Below are 13,426 nucleotides of genomic sequence, written 5' to 3' on the forward strand. Positions count from 1 at the left end.
TAATGTTGTATGGGTTATGCGTCGTTCTCGGGAATCATCGCTTCGACGTCGATTTCCATCAGCATTTCCGGACGTGCGAAGCCGCTGATGATCAAGCCGGTCGAGCATGGATAAACGCCTTTGAGCCATTTGCCGATCACGCCGTAGACCGCTTCGCGATGCGCGCGGTCGTTGATGTACACAGTGATCTTGGTAATGTGTTCGAGCTTCGCACCCGCCTCGCCGAGTAGGATCTTGACGCACTTCATCGCATTCTCGGTTTGCGCCGCCGGGTCGCCGATGCCGACCATATTGCCTTCGAGGTCGAAGCCGGTCTGGCCGCGCAGCCAGACGTGACTGCCGGCGCGCACGGCCATGCACAGATCATTGTCCATGCCCTTTCCGGGATACATGTCGCGCGTGTTGAAGGGGCGGATGCGTGTATGAACCATTGAATCACTCCTTGGTGAATGAAAAGAATGCGTTGACGATGCCTGCAATCGCCTGTCAGGCGGGAGGAAACAGCCATGCCGTCCCATAACTGCGGTTGGCATGCAGCAACGGGCGTGCGGTCTTGCCGAACTCGACATGGAGCACGCCGCCGATGAAGATGTAGTGCGTGTTGACCTGCATGTGCTGCATCAGCTTGCAATCGAAGGCGACCAGCGGTCCGTCGATCACCGGTGCGCCGCTTTGCAGCGTATGCCAGCTGGCGCAACCGAACTTGTCGCCTTCCGGCGCGGCCACGCGTCCGGCAAAAGTGTCGGAAATTCTTGAGGCTTCGGTGTGCAGCAGGTTGACGCAGAAGACGCCATTCTCGATGATCGCCTGACTCGCTCGGCTCAAGTGATGCACGCAGACCAGCAAGGTGGGCGGATCAGCCGATACCGACGCCGTCGCACTGACCGTTACACCGAAACGGCCGGCAATGCCGTCGGTGGTCACGACCGATACACTGTTCGGCACACGGCTCATGCCGTCGACAAAATTTTCACGCAGCATTTTTCACCTCCTCAATACCGAGCGACAGGTGCCGTCGCAGACATCGATATTCCTTACTTCGCCAGTACACGATCCGACAGGCCGGCGGATTTCTTGACATGCCTCAGCGGCGTATTGAAGTCGAAGTTGCGATAGACCGCCGCCAGATGGGCGAACGGCGGCGATTGCGCGAACAGCTGGAAGGTCAGGCGATGACCGGCGTAATCCGAATTGAGCAAGTCGCGGCCGAAGGCAAGCAGTTTGCGGCGATCGTCGGCGACCCAGTTGCCATTGATCGAGTAGTACTTGTCCATCCACTTGCCGATTTCCGGATGATGGAAGGAAGCGGCGGACGGGGTGACGCAAATCTGTCCGCCGCACAATTCGCGCGCGATATGCATCATGGCCGGCAGCTGGGTACAGGCCTGGACGCGTCCGGTATAGAGCATCGACTGATTCGGCATCAGCAGTCCGGACGGACTCTCTTCGCTGGCGGCAATCGCAGCGGTGAGATGGGCATTGATGGTTTCGCGATACACCGCCAGTGCCGCCAGTTTTTCCTGGACCGCCTGCTGTTTTTCTAGGCCCGTCTGACGCACGTTGAACAGTGCCGCGCCGATCATCAGGTCGGCCATACGCAAGGCACGCTGGACCCAGGCGAACGCGCTGTAGCGGTGCAGGGTGGAACGGATGAAGCTCGCCGCTCTCGTATGCTGGTAGAACAGCACATTTTCCCAGGGGATCAGCACGTTATCGAAGATGACCAGCGTATCGACTTCATCAAAGCGGCTGGCCAGTGGGTAGTCTTCGCTGGGCGCGCGGCCGACGAAACTGGAGCGGCAAATATGCTTGACGCCGGATGCGCCCATGTCACAGATGAAACCGAGCGCATAGTCGGACAATTTCTCCTCACCCCAATTGGCGATGGTCGGCTTGACGAATGCCTGGTTGGCATAGGCCGCGGCAGTCTCGTATTTCGCGCCGCGCACAATGATGCCGGCATCGGTTTCCTTCACCACATGCAACAGCGAATCGGGATCCTGTTCCTGCGGCGGTTTGGAGCGGTCGCCTTTCGGATCGGTGTTGGCGGAAACATGGAAGGGATCGGTGTAGAGCGCCCGGTGAATATGCCGGTCTATGTTTTCCGCAAAGCGCGGATCGACTTCATTCAACACATCCTTGCCGTCATACAGCGACCACATTTCGCCGATGGTTTCATCGCCGACACGCGTCACGATGCCGCCGATATCGTCCATCACCGTATCGACGGCGCGCCGCTTGTCATGCCAATCCTGTTGCGTGTGCGGCAACTTGAGGCCAATCGCATTGCGCTCGCCAGTGGACTCGTCCACATATGTCATGACGTCGCGCGTTGCCTCTTCATGCGCGAGGTCATAGATGCGCGCGCGGATGTCAACGACAGGCTTGAAACCGGGGTGCCTGGTGATATCCTCCACGCGCTCGCCATCGATCCATACCTCACGGCCATCGCGCAGCGAATCCCTGTACTGCTCGCCGGTTCTAATCATGCTCGCCTCCTCTGTAGATGAGTTGTTGATGCGATTGATTCTTGCATGAACGCCTGATTTGCGAAGCTATGGTTTTCTTACAGGGTGACGATAAAAAAGATGCCTTCGGGATGGCAGACTGACAATCGGCACGAAATCGGGTGCAAAAAATTTTTACAAACTCTTATGTCTTATAGAAGAGTTGTCGCGGTAAAATAGGGCAGGTGTAGTCTGCTCGTGGTTTTCCGCATCGTGGGAAGTTGCAGCAGGCTCATGACTTTCAATCCTGCTAATAAATGAGTCCGCTATGCTAGAAACCTATCGCCAGCATGTAGCCGAACGCGCCGCGCTCGGTATCCCGCCCCTCCCCTTGTCGGCAAAACAAACGGAAGAACTCGTCGCCCTGCTCAAGAATCCGCCGAGCGGCGAAGAGCAATTCCTTGTCGAACTGATCACATATCGTGTGCCAGCGGGCGTGGACGATGCTGCGAAGGTCAAAAGCGCGTTCCTGGAAAAGGTCGCCAAGAACGAAGAACAGTGCGCCCTGATCTCTCGCCAGGAAGCTACCCGTCTCCTCGGCACCATGCTGGGCGGCTTCAATATCAAGCCGATGATCGAGCTGCTCGATGACACGGAAGTCGGCGCGGTGGCTGCAGAGGGACTCAAAAAGACCCTGTTGATGTTTGACTACTTCCATGATGTCAAGGAACTGGCAGACAAGGGCAGCGCCAACGCGAAACTGGTGCTGCAGTCCTGGGCCGATGCGGAATGGTTCACATCGCGTCCGGAAGTCCCGCAAAGCCTGACGCTGACCGTATTCAAGGTCACCGGCGAAACCAATACCGACGACCTGTCCCCTGCGCCTGACGCGACTACCCGTCCCGACATTCCGCTGCATGCATTGGCCATGCTGAAGAACCCGCGTCCCGGCATCGATGCCGATGAGCCGGGCAAGATCGGTCCGCTCAAGCAGCTCGAAGCGCTCAAAGCCAAGGGCAATCTGGTCGCCTATGTCGGCGACGTGGTCGGCACCGGCTCCTCGCGCAAATCCGCGACCAACTCGGTGCTCTGGTTCACCGGCGAAGATATTCCATTCATCCCGAACAAGCGTTTCGGCGGCGTCTGTCTGGGCACCAAGATCGCTCCGATCTTCTACAACACCATGGAAGATGCCGGCGCCCTGCCGATCGAACTGGATGTGTCCCAAATGGACATGGGCGACGTCGTCGAACTGCGTCCTTACGAAGGCAAGGCACTGAAGAATGGTGCAGTAATCGCCGAATTCACCGTGAAGTCGGATGTGCTGTTTGACGAAGTGCGCGCAGGCGGACGCATTCCGCTGATCATCGGCCGCGGCCTGACATCCAAGGCGCGCGAAGCGCTGGGCCTGGCACCGTCCACCCTGTTCCGACTGCCGCAGAATCCGGTTGCATCGGACAAGGGATTCTCGCTCGCGCAAAAGATGGTTGGCCGTGCCTGCGGCCTGCCGGAAGGCCAGGGCATTCGTCCGGGCACCTATTGCGAACCCAAGATGACGACCGTCGGATCGCAGGATACGACAGGCCCGATGACACGCGACGAACTGAAAGACCTCGCCTGCCTGGGCTTCTCGGCTGATCTCGTGATGCAATCGTTCTGCCATACCGCGGCCTATCCAAAACTGGTCGACGTCAAAACCCACCGGGAATTGCCAAGGTTTATCGCCAATCGCGGCGGCGTGGCACTGCGTCCGGGCGATGGCGTGATCCACTCCTGGCTCAATCGCCTGCTGTTGCCCGACACCGTCGGCACCGGCGGCGATTCGCATACCCGTTTCCCTATCGGTATCTCCTTCCCTGCAGGCTCGGGTCTGGTGGCGTTCGCCGCTGCAACCGGCGTGATGCCGCTGGATATGCCGGAGTCGGTACTGGTGCGCTTCAAGGGCGAAATGCAGCCTGGCGTCACCCTGCGTGACCTGGTCAATGCGATCCCGCTGTACGCGATCCGCCAAGGCATGCTGACCGTGGAAAAGAAAGGCAAGAAAAACATTTTCTCGGGCCGCATCCTGGAAATCGAAGGCTTGCCGAAGCTGAAGGTTGAACAGGCGTTCGAACTCTCTGACGCATCGGCCGAACGCTCCGCCGCAGGTTGCACCGTGCACCTGGACAAAGAGCCGATCATGGAATACATGACATCCAACATCACGTTGATGAAATGGATGATCGCCAACGACTACCAGGACAAGCGTACGCTCGAGCGCCGCATCAAGGCCATGGAAGCATGGCTTGCCAAGCCGGAACTGCTGTCGCCGGATGCGGATGCGGAATACGCTGCCGTGATCGAAATCGACTTGGCCGATATCCACGAACCTATCGTTGCATGCCCGAACGACCCGGACGATGTGAAGACCCTGTCCGAGGTCGCCGGTGACAAGATCGATGAAGTCTTCGTCGGTTCCTGCATGACCAACATTGGTCATTTCCGTGCCGCAGCGAAACTACTCGAAGGAAAGACCGATATTCCGGTACGTCTGTGGGTCGCCCCGCCGACCAAGATGGACCAGCAGGTACTGACCGAAGAAGGCCATTACGGCACGCTTGGCCGCACCGGCGCGCGCATGGAAATGCCGGGCTGCTCGCTGTGCATGGGTAACCAGGCACAGGTTCGCAAGGGCGCTACCGTCATGTCGACATCGACCCGTAACTTCCCGAACCGTCTCGGTCTGGATACCCGCGTCTATCTCGGCTCGGCTGAACTGGCAGCGGTTTGCTCGACCCTTGGCAAGATTCCGACCAAGGCAGAGTACATGGAACATACCGGCGTGCTCGACAAGAATGCGGCGCAGATCTACCGTTACATGAACTTCGACAAGCTGCAGGAATTCAGTGAAGTCGCGGATACGGTCAAGGTCTAAGCCACGCCCATGATGGCGCATCCCGAGGATGACTAGGTAACGGGATGCAGTCTGTCAAACCACACGGTCGGGAAGCGGTGCTCACGGTACCGCTTCCCGATTTTCATTGGGCATCACGTCTCGCAGAGTAACGTTAGAGCGCATTTCAAGCCCTTGCGGAAAATCTTGAGCCGCCTCGTCCCCAGCTAGTAAAATACCTTGCCTCCCCTGCAAGCAGGTGCATTCGCTTGCGGACAAGCGTAATCAGGCGGAGGAGTCTGCAAAACCTTCCATTTACGAACGCACTCTCAACAAACGCCATGCCGAGAAAAGCACGCAGCGAACAGTCCTCTTCCGTGGCCATGGGTGCGCGTGCCACGCTGAATGATGTGGCGCAACAGGCAGGCGTTGACGTGTCGACCGCATCTCGCGTGTTGCGCGGTGACCAGAATCAGCGCGTCGCCGAGGAAACGCGCCAGCGCATTCTGGAGACAGCCAAACGGCTTGAATATCAACCGAACATGACCGCGCGCAGCCTGCGCGCAGCCAAAACCTTCACGCTCGGCATCGCCGTTCCGCAGTTGGACAATCCGGTCTTCTCGCAAATGATCATCGGCGCGGAACGGGGTGCGCGCGACCGCGGCTATTCGCTGCTGATCGCGCACATTGAGGAAGGCTCGTCCGACGACGACGCCTATGAAAGGCTGGCCAGCGCCAATCGCGTCGATGGCCTGCTGATTACGACGCTGGATGATAACAGCGTCGTACTGGCCGCCGCCAAGAAAACCAGGGTGCCGGTGGTCATACTCAACCGGACCGTGGAAGGCATTGAAAACTCGATCTACTTCGAAAGCGGCGAGGCCGCGAAGATGGCGATGCGGCATCTGATCGGTCTTGGCCATACGCGCATCGCACATTTGTCCGGCCAGCTCAATCCGTCCACGGGTATCGGCCGCTTCGCCGGCTATAGCGAGGCGCTGGCAGAGGCCGGCATACCCTATGACCCCAAGCTGGTAGCAGTATCCGGCTATACCATCAAGGGCGGCGCCGAAGCGATGCGCGCAATTTTGAATCAGGCCGGCGAACCGCCGACCGCCGTCTTTCCCATCACGCTGGCCGCCGCTACCGGCGCGATCATGGCTGTACAGCAGTATGGCTTGCGCGTGCCGCAGGATTTGTCGGTAGTGACCGTGCATGACGGTCCGATTGCAGAAGCCATCTTTCCGCCTTTGACCACGGTACAGATGCCAGTGGAAAAAATGGGCTATGACGGCGCAACCGGCCTGATCGATCTGATAGAAGGTCGCCAGACCAATATCCGCAGCGCGCTGCGTCCACTGCAACTGGTGGTGCGGGGATCTACCGGTCCGGCCCCGGATCGCAGCAGGAAGACTTGATCGACCGCCAATTCCACTGAATCGAATTGCAGGCTCGGTGTATGAAAATCACTCCGCTTCACGCTTGACCACGCACGCCATCAACGCCATTCCAGGCCTCTCGCTTCTGGAAGTGAACAAACCTCGAACTTATTGGCCGCTACGGCCACTCACAGCGTAATACGTCCGGACATACTGGTTCGATTGCGTCAGGACAGGCTTCTGCTTACCGGATCACAGATTGCGCCGTACATATTTTCGCTAAAGAGTTTTTTCTCATGCCTACTTCACCTGCCATTTCCGCTCCGGATAGCTCGGCTGCATTCTCCCCTGCACGAGGCAACAACGCATCTCATGACCCGCACACCATTTCCCATGCATCCACCTCTGACGCGATATCCGGGATAGCGCAAAGAAACCGGCGACGCGGTTCGTTGCCCTCTGCCGCCAGTAATGCACACTCAAGGGCCAGCGACCAGGATAGTCCAACCGAATCCAGCGTAATCCACGTCGAGTCCCTTAGACCTGATGGGGTAAGTGACAGTATCCTGCCAATACCGGATTGCCGAGGGCCGGCAACTCTTCGTATCCTCAAATTACTGGACGGGCCGCGGCCCCGTTTGACTATGCCCTTTGAGATGGATGGCGTAAAGACTACGCCTTTTGTCTGGGCGGCAATCGAAGGAAGTGTCAGCGTTCTCCAATTGCTACTTGAGAAAATAGGAAACCCGGATCTCTACGAACTGCAGAATGCAGTAACTGAAGCAGCTGAAAACGGCCATGCCAACGTCATTCGATTCATATATAACGCTAATTTGATTCCGCCCTATCAAACGAACGCGTGGACTAATACGTTGAATGGATGGACTGACGCTTTTCTTGCGGCCGTCAACGAGGGCCATTCCGACATAGTCCACTTTTTCATTGAGGAAGCAGGCATCGGCCCGGGCTGTCTGCACAACCTTCACTCACCGATTTTTCATTTTGCGGATAACAACAAAGGCGATAAACAGCTTGTGAAGTATCTTCTCAAGAACGCGTATGTCGGACTGGACAGCCCTGAACTCACAGCTAGAGTTCGCCTGGAGCACTTACAGAATATCCTGCCTTCGCTATATGACAACACGTGGTTCGATGACTATGAATATCTGGCAGGCGCTAAAACGCAATTCATCAATCAACTCGCCAACGCCAAATATCATGGATTAAACGAGACAGGTAGGGCAGAGTTGGCTGCGCGCTCCTTCTTCAAGTGCACCGACGTATATCCCTTCGCGCAAATCCCCGAAGATTTTCAGTTAACGACAAGAGAATCCCAATTCATCTTGCTGGCGAACGTGCTGACCCATGCCCGTTGGCAACCTCCTGGCTTTCTTTCAGGCCTTCGCGATTACTTTCATACCATTGAACTCGGTGCTCAAGAGCGGTTGGACTGGTTACATGCGGCCATTAAAGGAGAGGAATATTCAGGCCACGCGTCTGAAGGGCCTCCCGGGCATGCAGATGCTTTTCTTTTAAACGAACCTGAAAGGGCCGCTCTTGCAGCGCAGATGTGCGAACAACGGCTCGGACAAAAAGTGATAATCCATGCGTTGGATTTGTTCGCGCTACATGACGAAAAGAATCGACAGACAGCGGCGCTTGCTTATGTCAAGGAAGATCCATCCTTCCTTATGGAAGTACGAAAGGCTTTCGGGATTACCAATGAGAACTATCTATCCGAGCTTGCGGAAGAAGCATATTGTCAGATGGAAGCCGAGGGATTTTGGAGCAACGTACATGAATGGGCATTGACGGAAGAGATCGTCATCAAGTGCGCGGCGTTCTCGATCAAACGGGAAATGGAACGCTCTTCTTTAAGTCTGGACGACTCGGACGTCTCCAGCGACTCGGATGTTTCCGAGGACTCGGACGAACTGGAATACTTGGATAACCCGGATCAGCGGCTTTGGGAAGCCCTGGAATGCATCACCAAAAATCTTCCCTCTCTTATCAAATCCAGTGATTCAGGCGATGACTTTGGTGGAGTGGATAAGATCGTCAGTAAGTTACACGAGAAAGATTCCTCTGACTGCGAGATTTGGCGCCGCCAACGTAATATCTTGCGCGATCCGGAACTGAAAATGCAACTTGTTCAGGTCCAGTTGTATTTAAGCGCACGTGTCGGGCCAATCAGCGATGAAAAGACATGGGCAAAACTGGCGCCCTTATTCAAATCACTGGCGCGCTTGCACCCGTTCCCGGTGAGTCGGCAGGCTTGCGAAATATTCGCACATCGTGGTGTGAAGGACGGCACGATAACGACGGCGTTGAACAGCTTGCTTCAGCACTTTGACCGTTCTCATATGGGCCTATTTGCGATATTCGCTCTTCCGCTCTGTACAGAACAGGAAGGTCCCGGGGAATATAAAGTTCCCGAGAAAGTCCAGAACCTGGCCAAAATCCTGCGACAGGTTTATTTCAAGGATGCGGCTCGTGCAAAGGGCATCATCACCGCCTTGCGACAGATTGCAAGCATTCAAGGCATCCCAACCAAACTTCGTCTTCTTAACGCTGCCACTCCCCTGCTCGAAGACCCCAGCAAGTGCAGTCCGGAGGATCAAGAAAATCTGGTTAGTAACTTCGCTATGCTTGGATCTCTTATAGTCGTCGCAAATTTGAATACGGAAGCTGCTCTCGACTGGGAAGATGCAGACGAAGGAAAATGGAATCTTGAAAAACTGTATACCGTCGACACCCAGGCAAAGATCGCCAATGCATTTACAGACGTATTTGACCAGATATTTTCACCGGGTATTGGCGCGGCGAAATTGTCAAACCTGTTCACCGCGTATCGATCGACCGCACGCGACCCGGACGCACTGATCGTGTACGGAAACACAATCCATGGACTCAAAGATGATAGTTTGAAGCCTGCCCTCAGAAAGCTGGCTCGCCTGTTACTGCTCCCCGATGAAAGAACGGATTTTGCCAGATCGAGATATGCCCCCGACGCATCCGGGCATATTATGCATGCTTTACGCCGCGCTTCACCTGAGGTGGCGGACCTTTGGCGTCAAAGCGTATTCATCCCACAGAAAGCGATGGATGCATTGAATGCAGAAGGCGCATCAAAGCAGGTCGATGTTGCCCCCTATCTGAAACAAAAAATTGTTGATGATAGACACGTAGCCGAGAATACATTCCCGATCCTCGATGCAGCGTGAAGCGACAATGGCAACGATGGAATGGATCTTCAGCAAACGACTAAGCCAGCCAATGCCGCAGCGGAGCAAGCGCTACTAAAGTTGCTGGAGACGATAGATCCGTCGCAGCAGTTAAGAGACATCAAATCGGCCCTGCAGGCTTTGCCCGGCGATCAGGAATTCAATCAGTTGCGCGCGGACCTGAAAGACCTGCGTGCGCTGATTTCCAATGGCGGGAAGTCGCACAAGAGCACAGTCTGGAAAATCGTCGATACCGATGACGTCGAAGAGCTGTTCCTATGTGGAACCGTGGTGGCAGGCAGCTGTCAGCATACCAACGGCGACGGCACTTTCAACAGGGCATTGCTTGGGTACGTTCTGGATCCGAAATACCGCATGACAGCGGTCAAAAACGGGAATGGCATCACTGTCGCACGCCAGATGCTTCGGCTGCTGTGGGACGACTGCAATCCACAGAGCCCTCATGCGGTATTGCAGCTCGAACGGTATTATGAACGCGCAGGAACGCCGGCAGGCGCGAAAGATGCATTGCTCGAAGCGGCGAAAGCGAAAGCACGTCAACTCGGTGTGCCGCTGGTGACGGCTGAAAGCATCGAGAAGATGGCCGATAAGCTGGAAATATACCCCAACCCGCTTCAGTCATTGGCCAGCGTTGTTCCGTATGAGTATGTCGACGCGCTTCATGGTATCCAGAGCGAAAGTTACACATTGCATCAACCATATAGTGTCCCGCTATGTTGATACGCGCAGGCCTGCAAAAGTCTTTCTCGTAGTGCAGGCATGGAAGCCTGCACTACCGGCGCCATCACAACGTCAAACGACTTCCGATCGGCCTGCCTGTTCTGTTATAGCTGCTCCAGTGGAATCGCAATGCCAATCATATTGTTCTCGTTGGAGAAACTGCCCCGACGAGTCGCTTTTCCAGTGGATAGATTGATGCTGTACAAGGACGAGGCTCCACTTGCTTCCCTCAATGAAGCAAGCCCTCGCACGTCAACGGCAATGCCATCGCGCACCGTACTGTAAATATCGAATCCGGTGGAAGCGGTCGCGTCCGTACCGAGTTTTCCCGTGCCGGCCAGCGTTCCATCATTGGGCGGAGATTGCAGTGCGACCTGATCGAGGTTTGTGTCAATTGCATAGAGGGTGGTCGCCGTCGATGCGTCCAGATCGTTGTTGGTATAAGCGGAAGCCGTCACGCCGGTCGCGTTTGGACCAATACTGTTGAGCGACGTAGCCGGCGGATAATCAAGCGGATCGTCGACCAGCGTGACTCCTGCCGCATTGATGTTATGCCGCAAATTCTGCCCTGTATCGCTGACTACCCGCAGGCGGTCGGCGGCAGGGTTAAAGTCAACGCCGAAAGAACCGCCTTCCATCGCCACGGTGAGCTGGCTGACCTTTGTTGCACTGGCATTGCCGGTGTCAAGCATATAGATGCCACCGGTCTTGCTGACGCCATACAATTTTCCGTCCTGCACGCGATAGTCGATACCGACCAGCATATCCCCCGACATCAACCCGGTAACCGTGCCGATGCTGTGTGCCTTTTCCGGGCTTTTTTCGTTAAAGGAAATCAGGCGCTGATCTTCGGTCAATCCGATGACTTCCAGAGAACGGGTTTTTTGCTCGTGCGATTCGGATTTATTGCCCGTCGCTTCGGTCGCCTGAACAGAAAATACCGTGGCGAGTAATGTGACAATCGCTGCCGGACGCAAATATTTATTCATGACTATGCTCCTGTAGAGATACTGCGGTACCAATATCAATGCCACTGGATTACCGCTAGCTTATTGAATTGAACTGCATACCCTTGTCGAGGCCTCCAGCGCCGTTTGCGAGCAGTATGGCGAATCGACGGTAGTACTACACAGGAGAGGTCGTATTGGATGCAGCTGGAAGAAAAATAAGAAAAGCAGTGTAGTGTTTCACGTAGATTGAGACTTATAAAAGTGATGGATTTCGCGGCGAATCGAGGCGCACACCGCAGCAATTGCGAGCTATTGCGAGGATTTGCAACGAAGAGTCGGCGTGAAAGACGCACTTTTATGTCTCAAGAAGAGTGAAACACTACACTAGATCATTGCGACGATAGAAAGGATGTTCCCGCGTGCACTGTCATAGGGGCACTGCTTTCCCAAGCGCGAGGATCGGGCCGGTAGGACGATTAACCGGCGACCCGGACTCGGGTTCCAGCGTGACCTCGAACAGTTGGTTGGTGCTTATTCCCGGCAGCAGGCGTACAGACAATACCGTGCTTTGATCAGGCATTACCAGGCCTAGCGATGTCGGCCCTGCCGCACCTTCGGGCTTGGTCCAGAACTGAAGCGACTTACCGGCAGGAACAGACGTTTTTGTTAAGGGACGCAGGCGCAAGGTCTGGTCATTGATTTCTACGATCCAGGAAGCAGCGGCATCGCTTCCTTGCAGCACCGCGACGTAGGTCGGAGCACGGGAATCGGGCTGCATGGTGAGCAAGCTGAGGGCAAGCACAGCTGACGCGATCATGCCACCCATACTGCTGATCCGCCAAAAAGACAGACTGCTCCATATTCCATCGCCCCGGTGACTGCTCGTCTTTCTCGGCAAGTCGCGTTCGATACGCTGCCAGAGTCCCGTCGATGGTTCAACCGGCTTCGACGGTGGAGAAAGCACCAGCAAACGGTCATTCCAGTCTGCGACAGCGGCGGCCAAGCTGGGGTTACGCCGGAGTTCGCTCTCGAATACCGATTTTTCCTCAGGCGGCATCACGCCCAGCGCATACTCACCCGCCAGGATTTGCATCTCGTTCGAGTCGGAAAAGTTCATGACAAACATTCCCGAAGAAGGAGCAGCGCACGTCTTGTCCAGGCTTTCACCGTGCCTAATGGCCGCTGCAGGTGTGCAGCGATCTGCGCGTGCGTGTAGCCATCGACATATGCCAGCAAGATACAGGTACGCTTGTCGGTATCCAGATTATTCAAGCAGTGATGCAGAGCACTGGCGGCACGATGCTGCGCCAAGATCTCCAACGGGCCGGAAGCGTCTTCGACGATGTCGTCCATCATCGTTTCAGAGGCGGGAACCTCATGATGCGAATCGCGTATTGTGTTGAGTGCGCGATGACGCACAACACTGTAAATCCAGCCGCGTGCCGACCCCAGCGAAGGATTATAAGTCGATGCCTTGCTCCAGATTTGAAGAAAGGCATCATGCAACACCTCATCGGCTATTTCGCGCCGTCGGACAATGCGCAGAGCGACACCCATCAGCCAGCGGGCTTCACGATCATACAGGCGACGCAATGCCGCGCGTTCTCCACGGGCGCACGCCAGAAGTTGCGCTTCATAATCAAAATCCTCATTAGGCATAGTGATGCATGCGTCGCTTCCACTGCTGAGTTATCTACGCCGCCGCATTCGAAGTTCAGGCGTATGCGGTCACGCTTCGCCAGGATCAGGCTGCCTCAGACTAAGGCAGGCGCGTCAATGCTTAATTGATGGAAATCAATTTTGTGTCGGTTGC

Annotated in this window: 10 protein-coding genes; 4 read left to right on the forward strand and 6 right to left on the reverse strand. The window is 55.8% G+C overall.

Going from position 1 to position 13,426, the window contains the following annotated elements; genetic code table 11:
• Nucleotides 1–14 precede the first annotated feature (14 nt).
• From D3871_RS24310 to D3871_RS24320, 3 genes are read right to left on the reverse strand one after another with little or no spacing between them, the layout of a single operon-like run.
• Complete coding sequence (locus D3871_RS24310) at nt 15–431, reverse strand: Rid family hydrolase (RefSeq protein WP_119771705.1); 417 nt, start codon at nt 429–431, stop codon at nt 15–17.
• A 55-nt stretch (nt 432–486) separates the two neighbouring features.
• Nucleotides 487–981, reverse strand: coding sequence for a flavin reductase (locus D3871_RS24315; RefSeq protein ID WP_119771706.1), 495 nt, complete (start codon nt 979–981; stop codon nt 487–489).
• Nucleotides 982–1,034: 53 nt separating this feature from the next.
• A complete protein-coding gene (locus tag D3871_RS24320; protein WP_119771707.1) occupies nt 1,035–2,489 on the reverse strand; it encodes a 4-hydroxyphenylacetate 3-hydroxylase family protein in 1,455 nt (484 codons plus the stop codon).
• Nucleotides 2,490–2,775: 286 nt separating this feature from the next.
• Here D3871_RS24320 and D3871_RS24325 point away from each other — a divergent pair, with 286 nt between their 5' ends.
• From D3871_RS24325 to D3871_RS24340, 4 genes are all read left to right on the forward strand, one after another.
• Nucleotides 2,776–5,361, forward strand: coding sequence for a bifunctional aconitate hydratase 2/2-methylisocitrate dehydratase (locus tag D3871_RS24325; RefSeq protein WP_119771708.1), 2,586 nt, complete (start codon nt 2,776–2,778; stop codon nt 5,359–5,361).
• 299 nt (nt 5,362–5,660) lie between these two features.
• Nucleotides 5,661–6,737 (forward strand): LacI family DNA-binding transcriptional regulator, encoded by a 1,077-nt coding sequence (locus D3871_RS24330; protein WP_233575801.1) that lies wholly within the window; start codon nt 5,661–5,663, stop codon nt 6,735–6,737.
• A 617-nt stretch (nt 6,738–7,354) separates the two neighbouring features.
• Nucleotides 7,355–9,922 carry an ankyrin repeat domain-containing protein gene (locus D3871_RS24335; RefSeq protein WP_147376888.1) on the forward strand — a complete coding sequence of 856 codons (2,568 nt, stop codon included), beginning with the start codon at nt 7,355–7,357 and terminating at the stop codon, nt 9,920–9,922.
• Between the two features lie 21 nt (nt 9,923–9,943).
• Nucleotides 9,944–10,663: a GNAT family N-acetyltransferase gene (locus D3871_RS24340; RefSeq protein ID WP_119771711.1), complete on the forward strand. Its 720-nt coding sequence runs from the start codon at nt 9,944–9,946 to the stop codon at nt 10,661–10,663.
• Between the two features lie 104 nt (nt 10,664–10,767).
• Here D3871_RS24340 and D3871_RS24345 read toward each other — a convergent pair whose 3' ends face one another.
• The 3 genes from D3871_RS24345 to D3871_RS24355 form a co-directional block, all read right to left on the reverse strand.
• Nucleotides 10,768–11,652: a DUF4394 domain-containing protein gene (locus D3871_RS24345; RefSeq protein WP_119771712.1), complete on the reverse strand. Its 885-nt coding sequence runs from the start codon at nt 11,650–11,652 to the stop codon at nt 10,768–10,770.
• A 388-nt stretch (nt 11,653–12,040) separates the two neighbouring features.
• Nucleotides 12,041–12,730 (reverse strand): anti-sigma factor, encoded by a 690-nt coding sequence (locus D3871_RS24350; RefSeq protein ID WP_158598039.1) that lies wholly within the window; start codon nt 12,728–12,730, stop codon nt 12,041–12,043.
• On the reverse strand, nt 12,727–13,272 hold the full coding sequence (locus D3871_RS24355; RefSeq protein WP_199724911.1) for a sigma-70 family RNA polymerase sigma factor: 546 nt from the start codon (nt 13,270–13,272) through the stop codon (nt 12,727–12,729). The genes D3871_RS24350 and D3871_RS24355 overlap by 4 nt, the downstream gene beginning before the upstream one ends.
• Nucleotides 13,273–13,426: the final 154 nt, after the last annotated feature.

This window comes from Noviherbaspirillum saxi (assembly GCF_003591035.1).
In the GTDB taxonomy this organism is placed as follows: Bacteria; Pseudomonadota; Gammaproteobacteria; order Burkholderiales; family Burkholderiaceae_D; genus Noviherbaspirillum; species Noviherbaspirillum saxi.